At 66.9% G+C, this 24534-nt stretch carries 25 protein-coding genes; 3 read left to right on the plus strand and 22 right to left on the minus strand.

Going from position 1 to position 24534, the window contains the following annotated elements:
* On the plus strand, positions 1-273 hold a 273-nt coding region (locus DK254_RS15250; protein WP_146219608.1), incomplete at its 5' end, for an energy transducer TonB.
* Positions 274-630: 357 nt separating this feature from the next.
* Here the strand turns inward: DK254_RS15250 and DK254_RS15255 are convergent.
* The 15 genes from DK254_RS15255 to DK254_RS15325 form a co-directional block, all read right to left on the minus strand.
* Positions 631-2589 carry a DUF4105 domain-containing protein gene (locus DK254_RS15255; RefSeq protein ID WP_109934681.1) on the minus strand — a complete coding sequence of 653 codons (1959 nt, stop codon included), beginning with the start codon at positions 2587-2589 and terminating at the stop codon, positions 631-633.
* Positions 2589-2924, minus strand: coding sequence for a DUF2388 domain-containing protein (locus DK254_RS15260; RefSeq protein WP_109934431.1), 336 nt, complete (start codon positions 2922-2924; stop codon positions 2589-2591). Before DK254_RS15260 ends, DK254_RS15255 begins: the two co-directional genes overlap by 1 nt.
* A gap of 37 nt (positions 2925-2961) precedes the next feature.
* Positions 2962-3255, minus strand: coding sequence for a DUF2388 domain-containing protein (locus DK254_RS15265; RefSeq protein ID WP_109934432.1), 294 nt, complete (start codon positions 3253-3255; stop codon positions 2962-2964).
* A 120-nt stretch (positions 3256-3375) separates the two neighbouring features.
* A complete protein-coding gene (locus DK254_RS15270; protein WP_089392819.1) occupies positions 3376-3693 on the minus strand; it encodes a DUF2388 domain-containing protein in 318 nt (105 codons plus the stop codon).
* Between the two features lie 95 nt (positions 3694-3788).
* Complete coding sequence (locus DK254_RS15275) at positions 3789-3941, minus strand: DUF1127 domain-containing protein (RefSeq protein ID WP_109934433.1); 153 nt, start codon at positions 3939-3941, stop codon at positions 3789-3791.
* Between the two features lie 346 nt (positions 3942-4287).
* The gene (locus tag DK254_RS15280; RefSeq protein ID WP_089392838.1) at positions 4288-4494 is read right to left on the minus strand and encodes a DUF1127 domain-containing protein; all 207 of its coding nucleotides are present in this window, start codon (positions 4492-4494) and stop codon (positions 4288-4290) included.
* A 357-nt stretch (positions 4495-4851) separates the two neighbouring features.
* Positions 4852-6348 (minus strand): acetyl-CoA hydrolase/transferase family protein, encoded by a 1497-nt coding sequence (locus DK254_RS15285; protein ID WP_109934434.1) that lies wholly within the window; start codon positions 6346-6348, stop codon positions 4852-4854.
* A 190-nt stretch (positions 6349-6538) separates the two neighbouring features.
* Positions 6539-7990, minus strand: a complete 1452-nt coding sequence (locus DK254_RS15290; protein WP_089392840.1) for an NAD(P)(+) transhydrogenase (Re/Si-specific) subunit beta — start codon at positions 7988-7990, stop codon at positions 6539-6541.
* A gap of 2 nt (positions 7991-7992) precedes the next feature.
* On the minus strand, positions 7993-8313 hold the full coding sequence (locus DK254_RS15295) for an NAD(P) transhydrogenase subunit alpha (protein WP_009614711.1): 321 nt from the start codon (positions 8311-8313) through the stop codon (positions 7993-7995).
* 62 nt (positions 8314-8375) lie between these two features.
* On the minus strand, positions 8376-9494 hold the full coding sequence (locus DK254_RS15300) for a Re/Si-specific NAD(P)(+) transhydrogenase subunit alpha (protein WP_089392841.1): 1119 nt from the start codon (positions 9492-9494) through the stop codon (positions 8376-8378).
* Positions 9495-10131: 637 nt separating this feature from the next.
* The gene (locus tag DK254_RS15305; RefSeq protein WP_109934435.1) at positions 10132-10767 is read right to left on the minus strand and encodes an SCO family protein; all 636 of its coding nucleotides are present in this window, start codon (positions 10765-10767) and stop codon (positions 10132-10134) included.
* A gap of 178 nt (positions 10768-10945) precedes the next feature.
* Entirely contained in the window at positions 10946-11851 is a 906-nt protein-coding gene (gene cyoE, locus DK254_RS15310; protein ID WP_089392843.1) for a heme o synthase, read from the minus strand.
* Positions 11852-11879: 28 nt separating this feature from the next.
* Positions 11880-12953 carry a heme A synthase gene (locus tag DK254_RS15315; RefSeq protein ID WP_109934436.1) on the minus strand — a complete coding sequence of 358 codons (1074 nt, stop codon included), beginning with the start codon at positions 12951-12953 and terminating at the stop codon, positions 11880-11882.
* Positions 12954-12990: 37 nt separating this feature from the next.
* Complete coding sequence (locus DK254_RS15320; protein WP_109934437.1) at positions 12991-13557, minus strand: hypothetical protein; 567 nt, start codon at positions 13555-13557, stop codon at positions 12991-12993.
* Positions 13535-14311 carry an SURF1 family protein gene (locus DK254_RS15325; RefSeq protein WP_109934438.1) on the minus strand — a complete coding sequence of 259 codons (777 nt, stop codon included), beginning with the start codon at positions 14309-14311 and terminating at the stop codon, positions 13535-13537. Before DK254_RS15325 ends, DK254_RS15320 begins: the two co-directional genes overlap by 23 nt.
* A gap of 29 nt (positions 14312-14340) precedes the next feature.
* Here DK254_RS15325 and DK254_RS15330 point away from each other — a divergent pair, with 29 nt between their 5' ends.
* A complete protein-coding gene (locus tag DK254_RS15330) occupies positions 14341-14544 on the plus strand; it encodes a twin transmembrane helix small protein (RefSeq protein ID WP_109934439.1) in 204 nt (67 codons plus the stop codon).
* Positions 14545-14630: 86 nt separating this feature from the next.
* Here the strand turns inward: DK254_RS15330 and DK254_RS15335 are convergent, their stop codons facing one another.
* The 4 genes from DK254_RS15335 to coxB form a co-directional block, all read right to left on the minus strand.
* Entirely contained in the window at positions 14631-15518 is an 888-nt protein-coding gene (locus tag DK254_RS15335; protein WP_109934440.1) for a cytochrome c oxidase subunit 3, read from the minus strand.
* A gap of 19 nt (positions 15519-15537) precedes the next feature.
* Complete coding sequence (locus tag DK254_RS15340) at positions 15538-16095, minus strand: cytochrome c oxidase assembly protein (protein WP_109934441.1); 558 nt, start codon at positions 16093-16095, stop codon at positions 15538-15540.
* Between the two features lie 89 nt (positions 16096-16184).
* The gene (gene ctaD / locus DK254_RS15345) at positions 16185-17780 is read right to left on the minus strand and encodes a cytochrome c oxidase subunit I (protein WP_009614691.1); all 1596 of its coding nucleotides are present in this window, start codon (positions 17778-17780) and stop codon (positions 16185-16187) included.
* Positions 17781-17793: 13 nt separating this feature from the next.
* Positions 17794-18918, minus strand: coding sequence for a cytochrome c oxidase subunit II (gene coxB, locus DK254_RS15350; RefSeq protein WP_109934442.1), 1125 nt, complete (start codon positions 18916-18918; stop codon positions 17794-17796).
* 372 nt (positions 18919-19290) lie between these two features.
* Between coxB and DK254_RS15360 the strand changes: the two genes are divergently transcribed.
* Positions 19291-19929, plus strand: a complete 639-nt coding sequence (locus DK254_RS15360; RefSeq protein ID WP_109934443.1) for a hypothetical protein — start codon at positions 19291-19293, stop codon at positions 19927-19929.
* 259 nt (positions 19930-20188) lie between these two features.
* Here the strand turns inward: DK254_RS15360 and DK254_RS15365 are convergent, their stop codons facing one another.
* The 3 genes from DK254_RS15365 to DK254_RS15375 form a co-directional block, all read right to left on the minus strand.
* Positions 20189-20902: a carbonic anhydrase gene (locus DK254_RS15365; protein ID WP_089392851.1), complete on the minus strand. Its 714-nt coding sequence runs from the start codon at positions 20900-20902 to the stop codon at positions 20189-20191.
* A 245-nt stretch (positions 20903-21147) separates the two neighbouring features.
* Positions 21148-22209, minus strand: coding sequence for a PA0069 family radical SAM protein (locus tag DK254_RS15370; protein WP_109934444.1), 1062 nt, complete (start codon positions 22207-22209; stop codon positions 21148-21150).
* A gap of 657 nt (positions 22210-22866) precedes the next feature.
* Positions 22867-24438 (minus strand): inorganic phosphate transporter, encoded by a 1572-nt coding sequence (locus tag DK254_RS15375; RefSeq protein WP_256595889.1) that lies wholly within the window; start codon positions 24436-24438, stop codon positions 22867-22869.
* Between the last annotated feature and the right edge of the window lie 96 nt (positions 24439-24534).

The following is a 24534-nucleotide window of genomic DNA, read 5'->3' on the forward strand; positions in this document are numbered from 1 at the left end:
GACATCAAGCCGCTGCGCATGGACTCGCCGAAGTACCCGCTGATGGCCCAGCGCCGCGGTATCGAAGGCCACGTGAAGGTGCTGTTCACCATCACCGCCGACGGCCGCATCGACGACATCCAGGTGCTGGATTCCTCGCCGCCGCGGATGTTCGACAGCGCCGTGCGCCAGGCCATGGACACCTGGCGCTTCGAGCCCCGCGTCAGCGGCGGCCGCATCGTCGCGCGGCAGGCGACCAAGGTCTTCTACTTCAAGCTGGAGGGGCGCCGCTGAGGCGCTTCCCGGTCGATGAAAAACGCGCTTGAAGGCGCGTTTTTCGTTTGGGGTGGCTGTTGTGGGAGCGGGCTTGCTGGCGAATGGTGCTCACCTGCAGCTTCGGTGTATCGGTCCGGCTTCTTTCCCTCTCCCCAACCCTCGGCTGCGCGCCCCGCCCTGAAGGGAGAGGGGGCTTGTCCGTGCCGAGATAAGGCAAGGTTTCAAATGAATGCCTTCGGTGTTGCCGGCTGACTCCAGAGCATCCAGGCACACCGAACGGTCCCCTCTCCCTTCAGGGAGAGGGTTAGGGAGAGGGGCCGAAGTCAAACCAACGCACCGAAGCTGCAGGTGAGCACCATTCGCCAGCACGGGACCTCAGGGCAACTCGAACCCGCCCGCCGCCTTGTGCAGCGCCCGCAGGTGCGCGCCGAGCTGCTTGAGGTTGGCCTCCAGGGCCTGCAGTTCCTCGCGGCGCTCCGGCTCCAGCAGCGCGCGGACCTCCTGGTCGAGGTTGTCGCTGAGCTGGCGCAGGCGCGCCTGGCGGGCCTGGGTCTGCTGCTCCAGGCGCGTCGACTCGCCCGGCTGCGGCAGGCCGTAGCCGCTGTCCAGCAGCTCCGCCGGCTGGCTGAGGAAGCCGCTGTCGTCGAGGATCTGCTGCAGCGTCTTGCCCGCCGCCACCAGCTTGGGGTCGGCGCGGGCATCGTTGAGGTGCCCCAGGTACAGGCGCTTCAGCTCGTCCTGGGCCAGCTGCAGCTGGCGCCGCAGCGAGGCCTGTTCCAGCAGCAGCATGGCGGCGCTGGCGCGCAGGTCGGCCTTGTCGAACCAGGCGCGGCGTTCGCTGGCGGGCAGGGCCAGCCAGTCCTCGACCTTGGCCTGGGGGATGTCCAGGCGCTGGCGCAGCACCTCGAACATCGCCTGGTAGCGGTCGCGGAAGGAGTCGAAGCGGTAGCCCAGGCGCAGCGCGCGCTTGGGCTCGTCGAGCACGCTGGCGTCGGCCAGGCCGCGGTTCTCCATGATCTCCACCACGCCATAGGGGGTGATGCTGTCGAGGTCCTGCAGGCGCACGTCGGGGATGCCGCTGCGCAGCAGCTTGAGGGTCTCCACCGCGCAGTTGTTGGAGATGAAGTAGTAGTTGCCGTCGTAGCCCCAGTGCACCTGCATGGCGCGCTCCACCAGCTCGTCGATCTGCTGGCGGCTGAGCCTGAGCGGGATCGAGGCCAGGCTGCGCAGCTCGATCTTGGTGTATTCCTCGATCACCTGGGACAGCGGCAGCACGAACAGCCGCGACGGGTAGGAGCCGGTCAGGCCGTCCCAGCTGGACAGCTGCAGGTCGCCGACGAAGGCGCGGTAGGACAGCACCAGGTGCTGGTCCAGGTCCAGCCGGCAGTCCGGGCCGCGCGGCCGGCCCGGGGCGCAGACCACCAGGCGCAGCATGGCGTGGCCCCAGCGGCTGACCCACTGGTCGTTGGCCTCGGCCAGCAGGTAGTCGACCTCGTAGACCCGCTCCGGGTCCAGCCTGCCCAGCGGCTGGCGGCCGAAGTCGCGGCCGGCGTTGAGGTAGGCGAAGGATGGCTCGCAGGCCTGGCGTTGCGGGCGCTCGCCGAAGCGCTCGGCGTAGTAGCGGTACAGTGCCGGGCGGCGGCAGGCGTAGCTGGGGTCGAGGACGAAGTATTCCATGTTCACCGCGACGAACTCGCGCGGGTTGCTCAGCTCGTAGCGGTCCGGGCTGCGCAGGACGAAGCGGTTGTCGTGCTCGCGCTGGCCGCGCTTGCCGGCCAGCTGCGGCCAGCCGGCGAGGTCGAGCAGGCGCGGGTCGTCGGAGAGGGTGAAGCGGCGGTTGGCCTGGCCGCGGCACTCGGCGCCCTCGCCGATGCGCCCGATGCTGTCCTGCTGGCGCGTGCAACGCTGGATCAGCCGGGCCTCGGCGGGCAGCCAGAGGCGCCCGCGGTCGTACAGGTGGGTCAGCTCGTGGACCACCGTGGCCTGCAGCTCGCGGCGCAGGGTGCCATGGCTGCGGCCGGTCCTGAGGGTGGCGGCGCTGCCGTCGGCGAGGGCGGCGAGGTACTTGCGGTTCAGCGCGATGGCGCCGGGGCGCAGGGCCTGGCCCATGCCGTTGCCCGGCAGGTCGTCGCGCCACTCCACTTCGACGCGGCGGTCCAGGGCCTGGACGAAAGCCGGCGGCAGCGCCTGGCGGACGTCATCCAGCAGCTGCTGGCTGGCCTGGCGCTGTGCCGGGGCGAGGCCGTCGGGCTGCAGCGCCAGGCGCAGGTCGGCCTGGGCGCTGGCGGCGGCGAGCAGGCTCAGTGCCGCCAGCCAGCGGCGGCCGCGGGGGATCACAGAGCGAGAATGGCTTCGGCCAGCTGCTGGTCGGAGGCATCGCGCGCTTCCGGGAGCTGCTCGCGCACCACCTTCAGCGCCGCTTCCAGCTGCGCACCGCGGATGGCGCCCTGGCTTGCGACGAAGCTGGCGGCGTCGTCACGGGCTTCGCGGACGATCTTCATGTCGCGGATCGAGGTGGTGGTGTCGGAGGTGAAGTCCAGGCTGCGGCCGGTGGCGTTGGTGCTGATGTTGAACAGGCGGACGACCGAGTGGGCCTGGACGCTGGAGGCGCAGGCGGCCAGCAGCAGGCCGAGGATCAGGGGGCTCTTGGGGATCGAGCTGAGGCGCATGGGTGTCTCCGAAACGGCAGCGAGGGCTGCTCACGGTTTATTGGGCAAGAATGGCTTCGGCCAGTTCCCGATCGTTCGCCGCGAGCTCCGGATGCTGTTTGCGCAGCCAGCGCAACGCCTGTTCCAGGCGCGCTCCGCGCACCTGGCCGTCGGTGGCGATGTAGCTGGCGGCATCATCGCGGGCGGCACCGAGCAGTTTGTTCTCGAAAGGCGTACTGGTGACTTTGCTGGTCACGTAGCTGCTGCCGGCGACGAACATGGTGGTCTGTTCGAAGGCCAGCACGGGGGTGGCCAGGCAGAGGCCGGTGAGCAGGAATGGCAGGCTGCGCATGGGCTGAGGCGATCGGAAAAGCACAGCCGACAAGGCTAACGGAATGCGCCGGCAAGAGCCAGCCTCGCAGGCCCGGCGGGCCCTCTGAAAAGGCGCCTCCGGGCCAGGTGGGGCGGGGAATCAGATGACCAGGATCGCCTGGGCCAGTTGCAGGTCGTTGGCGGCCAGGCTCGGCAGCTTGCCGCGGATGTGCCGCAGCGCCGCTTCCAGGTGCGCGCCCCGCACCTGCCCCTGGGTGGCGACGAAGGTGGCGGCGTCGTCGCGGGCGTCCAGGACGATCTTGTCGTCGCGGAAGGAGTTGGTGATGTCGGTGGTACCGTCGGAGGTGGCCTTGGTGGCGCCGACCAGCGCATCGGTGGTGACGATGAAGCTGGAGGCGAAGGCGCCGCTGGCGCAGGTAAGCAGGGCGGCGGCGGTGAGCAGGCGCAGACGATTCATGGATGGACACTCCCAGTCGAGATGAAACCGCGCGGCCAACGCTGCCGCGCGTTACCGATGCAGACTAGCGGAGCCAGCCCGCGGCGACCAGCCGGTCAGCGCCAGAAAGGTTTCGAAAGTTCCCGCTCGCGCTGGCAGCGGTCGATGCCGGCGTCGGCCAGCTCGCGTTCGCCGAGCAGGGCCAGTTGCTGGCGGGTGTGGGCGTTGCGGCGCCACTGGTGGTAGAGGGCGAACAGGCGTGGAACCATTGCCCTGATGTTTTGAACTGTACTGCTGTCCGTGCTGTTGCCTTCGAGAACCCGTTCCATGCTGGCGGCCTCCGCGGTTGTGCTGGGCGATTCAGCTTCGCACCGGGCGCCCGGGGGGAGGCAGAGGCAGGCAGGGGAAATTCCGGGAGAACAGTGCTGCGGCAGGAGGCAACTGTACGGCTGTGGTCGGGCCTGGCTGTACGGCTTGGCCGCACCCTGTCGGGGCGCCTTTCGTGGAGGCCGAAAACAGTACGGGCCGCTTCCTGGAGGGGAGCGGCCCGTTACGGTATGACCGATACAGTCCGTGAAAGCTATTGCGGACCGTAACAGTTTGAAGCTGTATCGCTTACTTCCAGAACGGCTTGTTCAGCTCGGCGTAGCGCTGGGCTTCGCTGATGCCGGCGTCGGCCAGCAGGCGCGAGTCGAGGCGGGCCAGTTGGCGGCGGCTCTCGATGCGGCGCTGCCACAGGCGGACGGTGCCGACCAGGCTGCGGTGGGCGGTGGAGGAAGAACGGATGCTGCTGACGTTGGCGGAACCGAGGGTACGTTCCATGATTTTCGTCCTTCCCGCTTTTGGCGGGTAGTGGGGTTGCGGAAGTTGTTGAGGAGTATCTTCTGACTTTTTGGTCAGCCGCGATAGGTACAGTTGCCTTGAATTAAATAGCGTCAGCGAATTGTTTCAGCGAACTGTAATGGCGTTTTTGGTGCGAACTGTACCGCCGTGCTCCGTTATGGTGCACAGGTGGTGGGGAATGCGGGGTTTTCAGAGGGTCTGCCGGGGTTGGCAGTAGGAAAAGTGGAACAGTCGCTGTGGGATAAAAAACTGTTCGAGAGTGTTTTTACGTGGTTTTTTTCCGACTGTCCAGCCTGGCGGGCCATTCTTTGTGGAATGGCCCGCCGGCGTGCCGGATCAGCTGGCGGCGAGCATGTGGCCGCGTTCTTCCAGGTTGATGTGCCAGTTCATGGCTTCGCGCAGGATGTGCGGGGTGTGCCCGCCGCGCTGGCAGGCGGCCTCGAAGTAGGCGGCCAGGGCGTCGCGGTAGGAGGGGTGCACGCAGTTCTCGATGACCACCCGGGCGCGCTCGCGCGGCGCCAGGCCGCGCAAGTCGGCCAGGCCCTGCTCGGTGACCAGGATGTCGACGTCGTGCTCGGTATGGTCGACGTGGCTGACCATGGGCACCACGCTGGAGATGTTGCCGCCCTTGGCGATGGACTTGGTGACGAAGATCGCCAGGTGGGCGTTGCGGGCGAAGTCGCCCGAGCCGCCGATGCCGTTCATCATCCTGGTGCCGCCGACGTGGGTGGAGTTGACGTTGCCGTAGATGTCGAACTCCAGCGCGGTGTTGATGCCGATGATCCCCAGGCGCCGCACCACCTCGGGGTGGTTGGAGATTTCCTGCGGGCGCAGCACCAGCTTGTCCTTGTAGCGCTCCAGGTTGCCGAAGACGTCGGCGTTGCGGCGGCTCGACAGGGTGATGGAGCTGCCCGAGGCGAAGCGCAGCTTGCCCGAGTCCATCAGGTCGAAGGTGGAGTCCTGCAGCACTTCGGAGTACATGGTCAGGTCTTCGAAGGGCGATTCCATCAGGCCGCACATCACCGCGTTGGCGATGCTGCCGATGCCCGCCTGCAGCGGCGCGAGGTTCTTCGCCAGGCGGCCGGCGTCCACTTCGCGCTTGAAGAAGTCGATCAGGTGGTTGGCGATGGCCTGGGTCTCGCTGTCCGGCGGCAGCACGGTGGAGGGCGAGTCCGGCTGGTTGTTGATGACGATGGCGACGATCTTTTCCGGCGGGATCGGGATGGCGGTGCTGCCGATGCGATCGTCGACGCGGGTCAGCGGGATCGGCGTGCGGGTCGGCCGGTAGGTCGGGATGTAGATGTCGTGCAGGCCTTCCAGGTTGGTGTTGTGCGCCAGGTTGATCTCGACTATCACCTGCTTGGCGAAGATCGCGAAGCTGGCCGAGTTGCCCACGGAGGTGGTCGGTACGATGTGGCCTTGCTCGGTGATGGCCACGGCTTCGATGACCGCGATGTCCGGCAGCTTGAGCTGGTGGTTGCGCAGTTGCTCGACGGTTTCCGACAGGTGCTGGTCGATGAACATCACCGAGCCGTCGTTGATCGCCTTGCGCAGGGTGCTGTCGACCTGGAAGGGCATGCGCCGGGCCAGCACGCCGGCCTCGGTCAGGTGCTTGTCGAGGTCGTTGCCCAGGCTCGCGCCGGTCATCAGGCTGATCTTCAGCGGCTGCTGCTTGGCGCGCTGCGCCAGGGCTTCCGGCACGGCCTTGGCTTCGCCGGCGCGGGTGAAGCCGCTCATGCCGACGGTCATGCCGTCCTGGATCAGGGCTGCGGCCTGGTCAGCAGTCATCACCTTCTCGAGCAGGGAAGGCAGGCGCACGCGATCACGGTACATGGAAAAACCTCAGGCTTTATGGGGAGTGCAAGGCGGCCAGTCTAGGGATTCGGCGATTTTTCGCCCTTATACCAAGGTCGAAAAATCGCCCCGCCACTGCCTTCCTTACTACCAAAGTCCAGAGGGTTTTCCTTTGCGGCAAAGCAAGACACCGGCGCGCGGCCGGTGTCTCGTGGATCGACGGCTGTCGTTATTCGACGGCCTTGACCATGTCCTCGATGACCTTCTTGGCGTCGCCGAAGACCATCATGGTCTTGTCCAGGTAGAACAGTTCGTTGTCCAGGCCGGCGTAGCCGCTGGCCATCGAGCGCTTGTTGACGATCACGGTCTTGGCCTTGTAGGCCTCGAGGATCGGCATGCCGGCGATCGGCGACTTCGGATCGTTCTTCGCCGCCGGGTTGACCACGTCGTTGGCGCCCAGCACCAGCACCACGTCGGTCTGGCCGAACTCGGAGTTGATGTCCTCCATCTCGAACACCTGCTCGTAGGGCACTTCGGCCTCGGCCAGCAGCACGTTCATGTGGCCCGGCATACGCCCGGCGACCGGGTGGATGGCGAACTTCACGGTGACGCCGCGGTGGGTCAGCTTCTCCGCCAGTTCCATCAGCGCGTGCTGGGCGCGGGCCACCGCCAGGCCGTAGCCGGGGACGATGATCACGCTGTCGGCGTTGGTCAGCAGGAAGGAGGCGTCGTCGGCCGAGCCGGATTTCACCGGGCGGGCTTCCTTCGCGCCGGCAGGGCCGGCGTCGTCGGTGCTGGCGCCGAAGCCGCCGAGGATGACGTTGAAGAACGAGCGGTTCATCGCCTTGCACATGATGTACGAGAGGATGGCGCCCGAGGAGCCCACCAGGGAGCCGGCGATGATCAGCATCGAGTTGTTCAGCGAGAAGCCGATGCCCGCCGCGGCCCAGCCGGAGTAGGAGTTGAGCATCGACACCACCACCGGCATGTCGGCGCCGCCGATGGGGATGATGATCAGCACGCCGAGGATGAAGGCCAGGGCCAGCATCAGGGCGAAGGCGGCGAGGTTGCCGGTGAACATGAACACCAGGCCCAGGCCGAGGGTGGCCAGGCCCAGCACCAGGTTCAGCAGGTGCTGGCCGGCGAACTGTACCGGCGCGCCCTGGAACAGGCGGAACTTGTACTTGCCGGACAGCTTGCCGAAGGCGATCACCGAGCCGGAGAAGGTGATGGCGCCGATGGCCGCGCCGAGGAACAGCTCCAGGCGGTTGCCGGTGGGGATGGTGTCGCCCAGGTGCTGGACGATGCCCAGCGACTGCGGCTCGACTACGGCGGCGATGGCGATGAAGACCGCGGCCAGGCCGATCATGCTGTGCATGAAGGCGACCAGTTCGGGCATCTTGGTCATCTCGACGCGCTTGGCCATGATCGAACCGGCGCTGCCGCCGATCAGCAGGCCGACCAGGATGTAGCCGATGCCGGCGGCGGCGTTGTCGCCCTCGGCCAGTTGCGCGCCGAGCTTGAACACCAGGCCCACGGTGGTGAGCACGGCGATGGCCATGCCGATCATGCCGAACAGGTTGCCGCGCCGCGAGCTGGTCGGGTGCGACAGGCCCTTCAGGGCCTGGATGAAGCAGACCGAGGCGATCAGGTAAAGGAGAGTGACGAGGTTCATGCTCATGGTCAGTGCTTCTCCGCCGGCGCTTTCGGCGCTTTCTTCTTGAACATTTCCAGCATGCGGCGGGTGACCAGGAAGCCACCGAAAACGTTCACCGCGGCCAGGGCCACGGCCAGGGTGCCCATGATCTTGCCCAGCGGGGTGACGGTCAGGGCGGCGGCCAGCATGGCGCCGACGATGACGATCGCCGAGATGGCGTTGGTCACCGCCATCAGCGGGGTGTGCAGGGCGGGGGTGACGTTCCATACCACGTGGTAGCCGACGTACACGGCCAGCACGAAGATGATCAGGTTGTAGATCCCGTGGGAGATCAGCATTTCTTCCATCGTCTTTCACCGGTCTCTAGGCCGGGCAGAAGCCCGGCGGGTTCTTCTTTATTAAGGAGGGCTCAGCCGTTCTTGCGCACGGCCTGGCCGTCGCGGCACATCAGGCAGGCGGCGACGATGTCGTCTTCCAGGTTGACCTTGAAGCCTTCGGCGGAGAGGGTCAGCTTGAGGAAGTCGAGCAGGTTGCGCGCGTACAGGGCCGAGGCGTCCGCCGGGACCATGGCGGCCAGGTTGGTGTGGCCGACCAGGGTCACGCCGTGCTTGACCACCACCTGCCCGGCTTCGGTCAGCGGGCAGTTGCCGCCCTGGGCCGCGGCCAGGTCGATGACCACCGAGCCCGGCTTCATTTCTTGCACTGTGGCTTCGTGCAGCAGTGTCGGCGCCTTGCGGCCGGGGATCAGCGCGGTGGTGATGACGATGTCGGCCTGCTTGGCGCGCTCGTGCACCGCCTTGGCCTGGCGCTCCATCCACGAGGCCGGCATGGGGCGGGCGTAGCCGCCGACGCCTTCGGCGCACTCGCGCTCCTCGTCGGTCTCGTAGGGCACGTCGACGAACTTGGCGCCGAGCGACTCGATCTGCTCCTTCACCGCCGGGCGCACGTCCGAGGCCTCGATCACCGCGCCCAGGCGCTTGGCCGTGGCGATGGCCTGCAGGCCGGCGACGCCGGCGCCGAGGATCAGCACGCGGGCGGCCTTCACGGTGCCGGCGGCGGTCATCAGCATGGGCATGAAGCGCGGGTAGTGGTTGGCCGCCAGCATCACCGCCTTGTAGCCGGCGATGTTGGCCTGGGACGACAGCACGTCGAGGCTCTGCGCCCGCGAGGTGCGCGGCGCCGCTTCCAGGGCGAAGGCGGTGATGCCGCGTTCGGCCATGCGCGCGATGTTGTCGTTGTCGAAGGGGTTGAGCATGCCGATCAGCACGGCGCCCGGCTTCATCTGCGCCAGTTCCTCGGCGCTGGGCGCGACCACCTTGAGCACCAGCTCGGCGCCCAGGGCTTCGGCGGCGGAGCCGATCTTCGCCCCGGCGGCCTCGTAGGCGCTGTCCGGCTGGCTGGCGTTGACGCCGGCGCCACTCTGAACGATCACCTGGTGGCCTTGGCCAACCAGTTTCTTGACGGTTTCAGCGGTGGCGGCGACCCGTGTTTCACCGGCATGGGTCTCGAGAGGGACACCGATCTGCACTCACAAATCTCCTGCGTGATCCTTGAGTAGTCCGGCGCCGGAAGGCGGCCGGGTTGTCGAACTGGCAACGCATGCCGCGATAAGGGCGGGTCCAGAACCCGCTGGGCGGCGGCATTGTGCAATCGAGCCACTGGGTCGGCAAGAAGTTCTGAAGTAGTACTAAAAAAGAACTACAAGTCACGTTCGGACCCGCAGTTCCCCCGTTCCGGCAAGGGGCGCTACCGCCCTGGCTTTTAGCCTAATTGCCTATTGTGACCGGGGGAGAATGCTATCCCTGGCGTGAATGTCCGCTCATCAGAACCCCCGGCAACCCGGTGAGAGGCCCGTCAATCCTGCCTCAGGCGCATCTATAGGTGTTAATTAATGTTTTTAATCTGAAATATGAGTGATCCCTGATGCCTGGAATTCCGTAGCAGATTTTTTACATTGACTACAGAGTCAGGAAGTCCTCAGCAAGCGCCTCACGTCGCATGTTTCCTGGCTTTCGGGCAGGCGACGGGGCAGGCCTGGAAAAACGGCCTGGTCCAAGGCTGTGCAGGCGGGTGATGAAAAAAAAGAACGGCCACCCGAGGGTGGCCGTTGCCTGGCTGCGACAAAGCAGCGCGGTGAATGGGCCGGCTGCGTGCCGGCGAATGGCTCAGCCCTGGTCGGCGAGCACCTTGGGCAGCTGTTCGGCGAGCTTGGCGTTGTTCAGCGGGGCGCGGATGAAGCCGTGCTGGGTGCCGTCCGGGCCGATGACCACCAGGTTGCCGCTGTGGTCGACGGTGTAGTTGGGCTTGCTGGTGTCGGCCGGGATGTAGGGGATGCTCATGGCGTTGGCCAGCTTCTGGATGGCCTCGTCGCTGCCCACCAGGCCCTGGAAGCCGGCGTTGAAGAAGCCCAGGTATTCCTTCAGGCGCGCCGGGGTGTCGCGGTGCGGGTCGACGCTGACGAACACCACCTGCAGCTTCTCGCGCACCTCGGGGGCCAGCTTGCCCTGCAGCTCGCGCAGTTGCGCCAGGGTGGTGGGGCAGACGTCCGGGCAGAAGGTGTAGCCGAAGAACAGCAGGCTCCAGCGGCCCTTGAGGCTGGCGGTGTCGAACGGCTTGCCGTCCTGGTCCTGGAAGGTCAGGGCCGGCACCTCGCGGCTCTGCGGCAGCAGCACGATGCCGGCGTCGAGCAGGGCGGCGGGGTCGAGGCGGTGTTTCTCGGTGAGCACCTTCTGCACGGTGAGGCCGAGGATGACGGCGACTATGGCTACCAGGATGAGGACGGTCTTGTTGACTCGGGACATGGGGTTCTCGTGGTCGGGAGCGGTCGAGGGGCGTTCATGGACGTAGGGCGTATAACCGTTCGCGGTTATACGCCGCTACACCCAAGCCTGCAGCCAACTCCCAGGTCAACCTCGGAGCCGTCTGGGGCCAAGGCCAAACGGCGGATAACGCGGAGCGTTATTCGCCCTACGACTCCTGTTACAGCGCGATGTGGATGGGCAGGTAATGGTCCACCAGCAGGGCGATGAACAGCAGGAACAGGTAGGCGATAGAGTACTTGAAGGTGCCGATGGCCGCATGGGGCCTGCTGTCGCTGTACAGCGCCCAGGCCCAGTCGAGGAAGCGCGCGCCCAGGGCCAGCGCGGCCAGCAGGTAGACCAGCCCGCTCATGTGGATGGCGAAGGGCATCAGGCTGACGGCGAACAGCACCAGGCTGTAGAGCAGGATGTGCAGCTTGGTGTAGCGCTCGCCGTGGGTCACCGGCAGCATGGGGATCTCGGCCTTGGCGTACTCGTCCTTGCGGTGCAGGCACAGGGCCCAGAAGTGCGGCGGCGTCCAGGCGAAGATGATCAGCACCAGCAGCAGCGGCTCGGCCGACAGGTGCCCGGTCACCGCCACCCAGCCGAGCATCGGCGGGGCGGCGCCGGCCAGGCCGCCGATCACGATGTTTTGTGGCGTGGCGCGCTTGAGGAAGCCGGTGTACAGCGCCGCGTAGCCCAGCAGCGAGGCGAGGGTCAGCCAGGCGGTGAGGGCGTTGGTGAAGGTCAGCAGCAGGCTCATCCCGGCCAGCGCCAGGAGCAGGGCGAAGCCCAGGGCCACGCTGGGCGAGAGGCGTCCCTCCACCAGCGGGCGGCGGTGGGTGCGGGCCATGATCGAGTCGATGCGCCGGTCCACCACGTGGTTCACCGCCGCCGCCGCGCCGGCGCACAGGCCGATGCCCAGGTTGCCGAACAGCAGCACTGTCCAGGGCACGCCGCTGCGGGTGGCGAGCAGCATGCCGATCAGCGAGGTGATCAGCATCAGCAGGACCACCTTGGGTTTGGTCAGCTCCAGGTAATCGCGCCAGCCGGGTTGGCTGCGGGTGCCGCTCAGTACGCTGGCCATGTTCGGTTCTCCGTTGGTCGAAGTGGGTTCAGCCCTGCGAGGGATAGGCCACCGGCCGTTCCAGCGCCGGCAGGGCGCGGGCCCGGCCGGCTTTGGCGACGCTGGCCGCGGTGACCGGCGAGCGCAGCCGGTAGTTGACCAGCACCAGGCTCAGCAGCAGGCAGGCGCCGCCGCCGTTGTGCGCCACTGCCACCGGCAGCGGCAGGTGCAGCAGCACGTTGCTGATGCCCAGGCCGACCTGCAGCGACAGCGCCAGCAGCATCAGCGCGGTGGGGTAGATCAGGCCGACGCGCTGCATGCGCCAGGCCAGCACCAGCAGCACCGCCACCACGCAGAAGGCGCCCATGCGGTGGGTCATGTGGATGGCCGTGCGGGCGTCGCTGTCGAGCTGCCCGCCGAGGTAGTTGGGGCCGATGTGCTGGGTCAGGTGGAAGCCGTTGGCGAAATCCATCTGCGGCCACCACTGGCCGTGGCACATGGGCAGGTCGATGCAGGCCACCGCCGCGTAGTTGCTGCTCACCCAGCCGCCCAGGGCGATCTGCAGCGCCACCAGGGCCAGGGCGAAGGCCGCCAGGCGGCGCGGCGCGCCGGCGCGCTGTAGCGGTTGCACCGCGCCGGACAGGCGCAGGGCGAGGAGGAACAGCAGCGACAGGGTGGTGAAGCCGCCGAGCAAGTGCGCGGTGACCACCTGCGGCCACAGCTTGAGGGTCACCGTCCACATGCCGAAGGCGGCCTGGGCGATCACCACGCCCAGCAGCAGCAACGGCAGGCGCAGCGGCTGGCCGTCGCGGCCGCGGCGCAGCAGGGCGTGCACCGCCAGGCCGGCGATGAGCAGGCCGAGGGTGCCGGCGAAGTAGCGGTGGATCATCTCGTTCCAGCCCTTCTGCGCCTCCACCGGGGCCTCGGGGAAGTGCTGCTCGGCATGGGCCAGCTGCGCCTCGCTGCTGGGCACGTGGATGAAGCCGTAGCAGCCGGGCCAGTCCGGGCAGCCCAGGCCCGCGTGGGTGAGCCGGGTGTAGGCGCCGAGCAGCACCACCACCAGCGCCAGGGCGGTGGCGAAGGCGGCGACGTGGAAGCCGGGTTTACGCGGTGTGTTCGTCATGCACAGCCCCCGTTCTTGTCGTTGTCGTGGCCTGCGCTCAGCCGATGTGGGAGAGCTTCAGCAGCAGTTGCAGGTCGCCGAGGATCTGCTTGCCGTTGGCGCCGGCGGCGTAGCGCAGCACCAGGTTGCCGTGGGGGTCGACTATCCACAGCTGCGGCGCCTGCTCGCCGGCGGCGGGCTGCATGGCGTAGCGCTTCAGGCGCGGGTAGTCCTTGTCCAGCTGCGCCTGGAACTCCGCCGGCAGCGCCTGGGCGGCGGCCAGGGCGTGCTCGGCGCGGTTGGCGTCGCGGTTCAGGCCGATGTTGATCTGCCGCGCCAGGTACACCAGCTGCTGGCAGTCGGCGGCGCAGGCGGCGGGGGCGGTGACCAGCAGTTGCCAGCGGTCGCTGGCGGCGTCGGCCTGCACGCCCAGGTCGGCGGGCGTGCTGCCGTTGGCGATCAGCTCGCCGTGGTAGCTGCGGCTTTCCGGCACCCAGAAGCGGAACTTGTACATGCCGGTGGCCAGCAGCATGGGGCCGAATACCACGGCGAGGATCAGCAGCAACTGCATGCGCCCGCGGTTGCGGCGGCGCAGCTGGGTTTCATCGAGGGTCAGGCTGGTCATGGGCGGGCTTCTCCCGTGCGCGGCGGATGCCGAGGTAGAGGTAGAGGGCGGACAGGGCGGTGGCCATGGCGAACCACTGCACGGCGTAGCCGGTGTGGCGTTCGGGGGCCATGGCGACCACCGGCCAGTTGGTCTCGAAGGCGGCGTCGCCCGGTTCCAGGCGCAGCTCCAGGGGCAGGCCGTTGCGGTCCAGGGCCTGCCAGGTGGCGTCCGGGTCGACGCGGGTGACCAGCTGCGGCCAGGCCTGCTGCCGGGCATCGGCCAGCTGCAGGCCGCCGGGTGGCGGGACGTAGGCCCAGGCATCGAGCAGCAGCTCGCCGCCGGGCGTATCGACGGCCGGCGCCATGCGGCGGTTGGGCCAGGGCAGCCAGCCGCGGTTGACCAGCACCCACAGGCCGCTGGCCTTGTCGTGGAAGGGCTGCAGCACCTCGACGCCGGCGGCGCCGTCGCGGGTGCGGTTGTCCAGCAGCAGGGTGTGCTCGGCGTCCAGGCGGCCTTGCAGGCGCACCCGCACGTAGGCCGGCTCGGCCAGGGCTTCGAGCTGCGTGAGGGGAATCGGCGCGGCCTCGCGGCGCGCTTCGGCGGCGGCCAGCAGCACGCGCTTCTCGGCGGCGCGGGAAAGCTGCCAGCAGCCGAGGGCCACCAGCAGCGGGAGCAGCGCCAGGACCACCAGGGTCGGCGCCAGGCCCGGCCGGAAGACCGCCGCCACGCCATGGCGCGGGCGGGAGTCGATGGCGTGCTGGCTATACTGCAAGTTACCCCCTCAGCAATCGGAGCCACGTCATGCTCAAGGCCGCGATCGTCGTTCTGCTGCTGGCCACCGTGGCCAGCCTGTTCAGCGGACTGTTCTTCCTGGTCAAGGACGAGGGCCACGGTTCCCGCGTGGTCAACGCCCTCACCGTGCGCGTCATCCTCGCCGCGCTCACCCTGGCCCTGGTCGCCTGGGGCTTCTACTCCGGACAACTGGTCACTACCGCTACCTTCTGAGCTTTTCGTAGGAGCGAGCTTGCTCGCGAACGACTCCGCAGCGGAGCTGGTTCGCGAGCAAGCTCGCTCCTACAGGCCGTGCCGCCTCAAAGCACGTACACGAAGATGAACAGCCCGATCCAGACCACATCCACGAAGTGCCAGTACCAACTGGCCGCCTCGAAGCCGAAGTGGTGCTCGGCGTCGAAGTGCCCGCGCAGGATGCGGACCAGCATGATGCTCAGCATCAGCGCGCCTATGGTCACGTGGGCGCCGTGGAAGCCGGTGAGCATGAAGAAGGTGGTGCCGTAGATGCCCGAGCCGAGGGTCAGGCCCAGCTCGCTGTAGGCCTCGTGGTATTCGTGGGCCTGCAGGAACAGGAAGGCCACGCCCAGGGCCACGGTGATCGCCAGCCACAGTTTCAGCGGGCCGCGGTGGTTCTTCTTCAGCGCGTGGTGGGCGAAGGTCACGGTGAAGCTGGAGGTGACCAGCAGGATGGTGTTGATCAGCGGCAGCTTCCACGGCTCGATGACTTCCTTCGGCGGCGGGAACAGCTTGTTGTCCGGGTTGCTCAGCAGCGGCCAGGTGTACTGGAACTCCGGCCAGAGCATGTGGGCGATGCCCTTGTGGCCCTCGCCGCCCAGCCAGGGCCCGGCGAAGTGGCGGATGTAGAAGAGCGCGCCGAAGAAGGCGGCGAAGAACATCACCTCGGAGAAGATGAACCAGCTCATGCCCCAGCGGAACGAGCGGTCCATCTGCGGGCTGTAGAGGCCGGAGCGGCTTTCCTTGATGACGTTGCCGAACCAGCCGAACAGCATGTAGGCGACGATCAGCCCGCCGGCGAAGAGTATCCAGGGCCCGTGGGAGGCCTCCTTGCCGGCGCTGTAGTCGTTCATCCAGGTGCCGACGCCGAACAGCGTGGTGAGCAGGCCGATGGTGGCGATGATCGGCCATTTGCTCTGCGCGGGGACATAGTACGGATCGTGGGTTGCCATTCTTGTTCTCCTGGGCCGGTCAGCGGTCGTTGCTGGCCACCGGTGGCTTGCGTGCGGTGATGTCGAACAGCGTGTAGGCGAGGGTGATGCGGTGGACGTCCGCCGGCAGGTCGCGGTCGACGATGAAGCGCACCGGCATCTCGATGCGCTCGCCGGGCTGCAGGACCTGCTGGGTGAAGCAGAAGCACTCGGTCTTGTGGAAGTAGCGCGCGGCCGTGGAGGGCGCGATGCTGGGGATGGCCTGGGCGGTCATCGGCTTGTTGGTGGGGTTCTGCGCGACGAACAGCATCTGGTTCACCGCCCCGGGGTGCACCACGATCATTTCGCTCTCGGGGCGGAATTCCCAGACCATGTCGATGTTGTTGTTGGCGACGAAGTCCACCTTCACCTGGCGCGCCACGTCCACCTGCTGGAGGCCGCCCTGGTAGGCGCTGCCGGAAGTCTTGCCGTTGATGCCCAGGGCCTTGCACATGACGTTGTAGATCGGCACCAGGGCGAAGCCGAAGGCGAACATGGCCACCACCACCACCAGCAGGCGGATGACCAGCTTGCGCGTCTCGATGTTGCCGTCGCTCATGTCGGGTCTCCTGTAGGAGCGAGCTTGCTCGCGAACAGCTCCGCAGCGGGGCCGGGTTCGCGAGCAGGCTCGCTCCTACGAAGGGCGGTTCATTTCACTTCCGGCGGGGTGCTGAAAGTGTGGTAGGGCGCCGGCGAAGGCACCGTCCACTCCAGGCCTTCGGCGCCGTCCCAGGGCTTGGCCGGGGCCGGCTTGCCGCCGCGGATGGTCTTGATGACGATGAACAGGAACAGCAGCTGGGTGGTGCCGAACAGGAAGGCGCCGATGGACGAGACCATGTTGAAGTTGGCGAACTGCAGGTTGTAGTCCGGAATCCGCCGCGGCATGCCGGCCAGCCCCAGGAAGTGCATGGGGAAGAAGGCCATGTTCATGCCGATGAAGGAGAGCCAGAAGTGCAGCTTGGCCAGGGTCTCGTCGTACATGTGCCCGGTCCACTTGGGTATCCAGTAGTACACCGAGGCGAAGATGCCGAAGATCGCCCCGGGCACCAGCACGTAGTGGAAGTGCGCCACCACGAAGTAGGTGTCCTGGTACTGGAAGTCCGCCGGGGCGATGGCCAGCATCAGCCCGGAGAAGCCGCCGATGGTGAAGAGGATGACGAAGGCCACGGCGAACAGCATGGGCGCCTCGAAGGTCAGCGAGCCCTGCCACATGGTCGAGGCCCAGTTGAACACCTTCACCCCGGTGGGCACGGCGATCAGCATGGTGGCGTACATGAAGAACAGCTCGCCCACCAGCGGGATGCCGACCACGAACATGTGGTGCGCCCAGACGATGAACGACAGGAAGGCGATCGAGGCGGTGGCGTAGACCATCGAGGTGTAGCCGAACAGCGGCTTGCGGCTGAACGCCGGGATGATCGCGCTGACCGCGCCGAACGCCGGCAGGATCATGATGTACACCTCGGGGTGGCCGAAGAACCAGAACACGTGCTGGAACAGCACCGGGTCGCCGCCGCCGGCCGCGCTGAAGAAGCTGGTGCCGAAGTGGATGTCCATCAGCATCATGGTCACGCAGCCGGCCAGCACCGGCATCACCGCGATCAGCAGGAAGGCGGTGATCAGCCAGGTCCAGACGAACAGCGGCATCTTCATCAGCGTCATGCCCGGGGCGCGCAGGTTGAGGATGGTGGCGATCACGTTGATCGCGCCCATGATCGAGCTCATCCCCATCATGTGCAGGGCGAAGATGAAGAAGGTCACGCTGTGCGGGGCGAAGGTGGTGGACAGCGGGGCGTAGAAGGTCCAGCCGAAGTTGGGGCCGCCGCCGGGCATGAACAGGGTGCTCACCAGCAGGCCGAAGGCCGCCGGCAGCAGCCAGAAGCTGAAGTTGTTCATGCGCGGCAGGGCCATGTCCGGCGCGCCTATCATCAGCGGCACCATCCAGTTGGCCAGGCCGACGAAGGCCGGCATCACCGCGCCGAACACCATCACCAGGCCGTGCATGGTGGTCATCTGGTTGAAGAAGGCCGGCTCGACGATCTGCAGCCCCGGCTGGAACAGCTCGGCGCGGATCACCATGGCGAAGGAGCCGCCGAGGAGGAAGGCGCAGAAGCTGAACCACAGGTACAGGGTGCCGATGTCCTTGTGGTTGGTGGTCAGGACCCAGCGCATCAGGCCCTTGGCCGGGCCGTGGTGGTGCTCGCCGGCGTGCGAATGCTCGGGATGGTCGATCACAGCGCTCATCGCAGGCTCCTCGTTATTTTTGCTTCTGCTTGTAGGCCACTACTTCTTGCGGTGTGACCATGTCGCCGTCGTTGTTGCCCCAGGCGTTGCGCTCGAAGGTGATCACCGCGGCGATGTCCACTTCCGAGAGCTGCTTGCCGAAGGCCGCCATGGCCGTGCCCGGGACGCCGTTGAACACGGTCTCCAGGTGGTGTTCCTTGGGCCCGGTGACGATCTTCGAGCCCTTGAGCGCCGGGAACATCGGCGGCATGCCCTGGCCTTCGGGCTGGTGACAGGCGGCGCAGATGGTGTGGTAGACCTTGTCGCCGCGGGTGACGAGTTCTTCCTTGGTCCACTCCTTGCTGGTCAGCTCCTTGAGCTTGGCGGCCTCTTCCTTGCGTTCGGCCAGCCACTTGTCGAAGTCCGGCTTGGCCTTCACGTCGACCACGATGGGCATGAAGCCGTGGTCCTTGCCGCACAGCTCGGCGCACTGGCCGCGGTAGACGCCGGGCTCGTCGACCTTGGTCCAGGCCTCGTTGACGAAGCCGGGGATGGCGTCGCGCTTGACCGCGAAGGCCGGCACCCACCAGGAGTGGATGACGTCGCTGGAGGTCACCAGGAAGCGCACCTTGACCCCGGCCGGCAGCACCAGCGGGTTGTCCACTTCCAGCAGGTAGTGGTCGTCCTTGGGGTCCCTGTTGTGGATCTGCTCCTGGCTGGTGGCCAGGTTGCTGAAGAACTCCACGTCCTGGCCCAGGTACTTGTACTGCCACTTCCACTGGTAGCCGGTGATCTGCACGTCCAGCTCCGGCTCGGTGGTGTCGTACATGTGGATCAGGGTGCGGGTGGCGGGGATGGCCATCACCACCAGAATCAGGAACGGCACCACGGTCCAGAGGATCTCCACTGCGGTACTCTCGTGGAAATGCGCCGGCTGCTGGCCGGTGGAGCGGCGGTGGACGATCATCGACCAGAACATGGCGCCGAAGACGATGATGCCGATGACCACACAGATCCAGAAAATGGTCATGTGCAGGTCGAACACGTTACGACTGACCTCGGTCGCCCCCGGGGTCATGTTCACCGTCCAGGCGGCGTGCGCCGGAGCGAACACGAGGAGCGACAGCAAGCCCATCCAGGTACGCGGATGTCGCAGCATTCGGGTTCCCCTTATCGTTGTTCTTATCCCGCCGGCAAATGCCAGCGGCCAAGGGAGCGACCGCCAAGACAGCAAACTTTGACCGCCGAGCCTCGGCACGTGCAAGGCAGGCCGGGTTCATCAGGTTCAGGTGTGTCGAGTCGGAGTATAGCCAGGGGTTGCGACATAACAACGCAGCGCAAAAAACTCCTCCGCAATTGCGAAAGGTGCTCTCAAAGCCACGCCACCTGCGGCTTTGCGCTACCATGGTGGCGGCTTGATATGCCCGAACCTCATAAAGGTTGCGTGATTATGACGATCGCGTCTTAGCTGGCGGCCCCGCCCGGCTAAGGTCTTTCTTCACTTTCCAAATCGAGTTGTCTTGGAGTTGTCATGAATATCGCAGCACTGCGCGAACTGATTCAGCAGGCCCACCAGCTCGAGGCGCGCAACGGGCACCTGGCGCGGCTCATCCACAGCCAGATGGCAAGCCTGCACCCGAGCATCAACCTCAGCGGCGACGACGCCGCCCAGGTGCTCACCCGCTTCGTCCATGCCTATATCGAGCAGGTCCCCGAGTTCCTCGAAGCCGCCACCAGCGTGGCGCGCAATGCCGGCATAGAGGAAAGGATCAAGCCGGTACTGAAGGTCGCCGAGCACTTCTTCCTGACCCCGCCGGACCTGCTGGCCGGCCACGACGGCCTGGACGCGCTGCTCGACGAGGCCTACCTGGCACACCGCCTGGTGGAGGAAGTGAACGACCGCTACATCGCCCATTTCGGCCAGCCGTTGATCCCGCTGGACACCACCGTGGCCAACCTGGTGGCGCACCAGCTGATCGGCGAGCCCTTCGCCAACCAACTGGACGAGGCCGTGCACCACGCGGTGGAATCCATGCTCGACGACAGTGTCTTCTCCAGCCCCGCGGCGCAGGCCTACCGCGCCCGCCTGAGCGACCCGCAGACGGTCACCGCCTGGAAGCAGTGGCCGTGCCTGTCGCGGCGCTTCGGCGTCGAATTGCATTTGAATTGATCAGGAGCGGCTGCAGGCGGCAGGCTGCAAGCTGCAGGCAAGAGCGAAGAGCCTGGTAGGAGCAACTGTCTTGCAGGCCGTGCCGGGATGCTCTTCGTAGGAGCGAGCTTGCTCGCGAACACACTCCGCAGCAGGGCCCATTCGCGAGCAGGCTCGCTCCTACGAAACGCATAGGCCCAGGGAGCAGGGGGACTAAGCTCCTAGCTTGCAGCTTGCAGCTTGCAGCTTGCAGCTTGCAGCTTGCAGCTTGCCGCCGCCCTTATTGCCTATAACGCGGGCGCGGCGTCGCCATGGGGATCGGGCCTTCGCCGTCCAGCGGGCGGAAGCGGCCGGCCTCGGCGTCGTAGGCCTTGATCTGGCTGGTCTCGATGTCATAGACCCAGCCGTGGATGAACAGCTGGCCGCTGGCCAGGCGCGCGGCCACCGAGGGGTGGGTCTTCAGGTGGTCGAGCTGGGCCACCACGTTTTCCTCGGTGAGGATGCCCAGGGTCTCGTGGCTGGCGCAGCCGCAGTTCTGCTCGACCACCGTCTTGGCCACCTCGGCGTGGCGCAGCCAGGCCTTGACCGTGGGCATGCGCTCCAGCGTCTGCGGGTCGAGCACGGCCTTCATGGCGCCGCAGTCGGAGTGGCCGCAGACGATGATGTGGTGCACGCCCAGGGCCATCACGGCGAACTCGATGGCGGTGGACACGCCGCCGTTCATCTGCCCGTAGGGCGGTACCACGTTGCCGACGTTGCGGGTGACGAAGAGGTCGCCCGGCGAGCTCTGGGTGATCAGCTCGGGGACGATGCGCGAGTCCGCGCAGGTGATGAACATGGCGCGCGGGTTCTGTGCATGGGCGAGTTTCTTGAACAGCGCTTCCTGCTGCGGGAAGACTTCCTCGCGGAACTGGCGGAAACCTTCGACGATGTGCCGCAGGGCCTCGTCGGCGTTCTCCGTGATGTGCTCCTCACCGTGCGTTTTGTCGTTCATGTATGAGCCTCGAAGAGTGACGATGAATTTTCCCATGCTTGCCGACGTTCCGCCCTGGGGGAAAAGGCACAAGCCATCGGAAAAGTCTTTCGTGACTATCCAGTCACCGGTTGCACGAGCCTGGTCCGGCCAGCTTAATCGAAAATTCAACAGCCGCCCTATATCGGATTTTGGCTGGATTTTGCCAGCATGATCGTGGCTGATGTCGACGAGCCATCATGGCAGGGGCATGTTGCGAATTTTCCTCAGAACAGGCTCATCTGCGCCCGCGGCACCTGGAACAGCGAGCAGTCCAGCCCGGCATAGTCGCGGCGGTCCAGCCCCAGGCGCCGCGCGGCCACCTGGAAGCGCTTGGCCAGCAGGTCGGCGAACACGCCCTCGCCGCGCATGCGCGTGCCGAAGCGGCTGTCGTAGTCCTTGCCGCCGCGGCTCTGGCGGATCAGGCTCATCACGTGCTCGGCCCGGTCGGGGAAATGCGCCTGCAGCCATTGCTGGAACAGCTCGGCAATCTCCAGCGGCAGGCGCAGCAGGATGTAGCCGGCCGAACGCGCGCCGTTGTCGCAGGCGGCTTCCAGCAGGCGCTCCAGCTCCATGTCGTTGACCATCGGGATCATCGGCGCCAGCACCGCGCTGACCGGCACGCCGTGCTCGTGCAGGGTGCGCATGGCGCGCAGGCGCGCGCCAGGGCTGGCGGTGCGCGGTTCCATGATGCGTTTGAGCTCGTTGTCCAGGGTGGTGAGGCTGAAGGCCACGCTGACCAGGTTGAGGCTGGCCAGCTCGCCCAGCAGGTCGAGGTCGCGCAGGATCAGCGAGCCCTTGGTGATGATGTGCAGCGGGTGGCGGAAGCGCAGCAGTATCTCCAGCGCCTGGCGCGTCAGGCGCTGCTCGCGCTCCAGCGGCTGGTAGGCGTCGGTATTGATGCCCAGGGCGATGGGCCGCGGCACGTAGCCGGGCTTGCTCAGCTCGGCCTCCAGGCGCTCGGCGAGGTTGGTCTTGGCGATCAGCCGCGTCTCGAAGTCGATGCCCGGCGACAGGTCCCAGTAGGCATGGCTGGGCCGCGCGAAGCAGTAGATGCAGCCATGCTCGCAACCGCGGTAGGGGTTGACCGAGCGGTCGAAGCCGACGTCCGGCGACTGGTTGCGGCTGATCACCGTCTTCGCCTGTTCACTGCGCACCTCGGTGGCGCGGCAGGGCGGCGCCTCGTCCTGGTACCAGCCATCGTCCTCGGCCTCGCTGCGGGTCGGGGCGAAGCGGTTGTGCGGATTGCTGGCGGTGCCGCGACCACGCGGTGGCAGGATGCTGGACATGAGCTGGCTCCGGAAAAGTACTGTATATAAATACAGTATTATTTTTCGAATGACAGCCCCCACCGATGGATGGCGGGCTGGGCGTAGGGCGAATAACCGTTCGCGGTTATCCGCCGCTGCACCGACCTCATGTCCGGCGTCTCGGCCGAGCCCGAAGCGCCCGGAAGCAGGTGCTCCGAGGCCGAGCCCGAGGCGCGCCTGGCGCCAAGGTCAAGCGGCGGATAACGCCGTAGGCGTTATGCGCCCTACGTTCAGCCCTCCCTCGACGTAGGGCGAATAACCGTTCGCGGTTATCCGCCGCTGCACCGACCTCATGTCCGGCGTCCCGGCCGAGTCCGGAGCGCCCGGAAACAGGTGCTCCGAGGCCAAGCCCGAGGCGCGCATGGCACCAAGGTCAAACGGCGGATAACGCCGTAGGCGTTATCCGCCCTACGTTCAGTCCTCCCTCGACGTAGGGCGAATAACCGTTCGCGGTTATCCGCCGCTACACCGGCCTCATGTCCGGCGTCTCGGCCGAGTCCGGAGCGCCCGGAAACAGGTGCTCCGAGGCCGAACCCGAAGCGCGCATGGCACCAAGGTCAAGCGGCGGATAACGCCGTAGGCGTTATGCGCCCTACGTTGGGGCGAATGGCCGTTCGTAGCCCCGGCAGCGCCCGTTCAGAGCAGCACCCGCAACGACCAGTACAGCAACGCCGCCAGGCAGATCGCCGCCGGCAGCGTCAGTACCCAGGCCAGCGCCATGTTGCGGATGGTCTGCCATTGCAGGCCGCTGCCGTTGGCGGTCATGGTCCCGGCGACGCCGGAGGAGAGCACCTGGGTGGTGGATACCGGCAGGCCGTAGATATCCGCCGCGCCGATGGTGAGCATCGCGGTGAGCTGCGCGCTGGCGCCCTGGGCGTAGGTCAGCGGCTGCTTGCCGATGCCCTCGCCGACGGTGGTGACGATGCGCCGCCAGCCCACCAGGGTGCCCAGGCCGAGGGCCAGGGCCACCGCCACCTTGACCCACGGCGGGATGAACTGGACGGTGTCCAGGCTGCGGTCGCGCAGGGCCTGCAGGGTGCTCCAGGTGTCCACGTCGAAGAGCTGCTCGGTGCGGTCGAGCTGGCGGATGGTCTCCACGCTCAGGTACAGCTCGTTGTGCAGCGCCAGCACCTCGTCGTCGGGCAGCCCGGTCAGGTCGTCGTGGCCGCGCAGGCGGGCGCCTATGTTGTGCAGCTGCGCGGCCAGCGCCGGCAGTACCTCGGGGGTCAGGTGCTGCTCGTTCTGGTAGTCCAGCAGCACCTGGCGCGGCGCCATGGGGATGTCCTGCGGGGCCAGCCGGCGCAGCTGCAGCTCGGCCCGGTGCGCCAGCTCGCGCAGCTGCTGCACCTGGGTCGGCGCCTGGCTGCGGTCGACGGCGAAACTCAGCGGCATCAGCGCGGCCAGGATCAGCATGATCAGGCCGATGCCCTTCTGCCCGTCGTTGGAACCATGGGCGAAGGACACCCCGGTGCAGGTCAGCACCAGCAGCGCGCGGATACCCAGCGGCGGCGGCCGGCGGCCCTGCGGGGCGCTGAACAACACCTTGCTCCGTGCCACCGCGCGCATGCCCAGGAGCAGCAGGCCGGCGCCGATAAAGCCCAGCAGCGGCGACAGCAGCAGGGTGTAGCCGACCTTCTGCAACTGCTCCCAGGCGCTGCCGTCGATGCCCAGCTCGCCGTTCAGCGCGCCGTGGGCCAGGCTCACGCCGACGATGGAACCGATCAGGGTGTGCGACGACGACACCGGCAGGCCCAGCCACCAGGTGCCGAGGTTCCACAGGATGGAGGCGCCGAGCAGGGCGAAGATCATCGCCAGGCCGGCATCGCTGTCCACCCGCAACAGCAGGTCCAGCGGCAGCAGGGTGACGATGCCGAAGGCCACCGCACCGCTGGAGAAGAGCACGCCGAGCAGGTTCCACAGCCCCGACCAGCCCACGGCCACCTGCGGCGGCAGGGCGTTGGTGTAGATCACCGTGGCCACCGCGTTGGCGGTGTCGTGGAAGCCGTTGATGAATTCGAAGCCCAGGGCGATCAGCAGCGCCAGGGCCAGCACCAGCAGGGTGCCGTTCAGGCGCAACTGGCCGCCCTGGGCGAGGATGTCCAGGGCCAGGTTGCCGAAGGTGTAGACCAGGCCACCGCCGAGCAGGAGGAAGAACAGCAATTGCCCGGTGGGCGAGGCCACTTCCTGCAGCACCGGGCTCACCGGCATGCGCGAGATGCGCGTGGCGCGCAGGGACTGGAGCAACTGGTAGCGGTCAAGCACGTCCGCTGCGCTCCCTGTCGGCGGTGGGGCCTGGGGGACTTC

The sequence above is a fragment of the Pseudomonas sp. RW407 genome, from assembly GCF_003176655.1.
Lineage (GTDB): Bacteria > Pseudomonadota > Gammaproteobacteria > Pseudomonadales > Pseudomonadaceae > Pseudomonas > Pseudomonas delhiensis.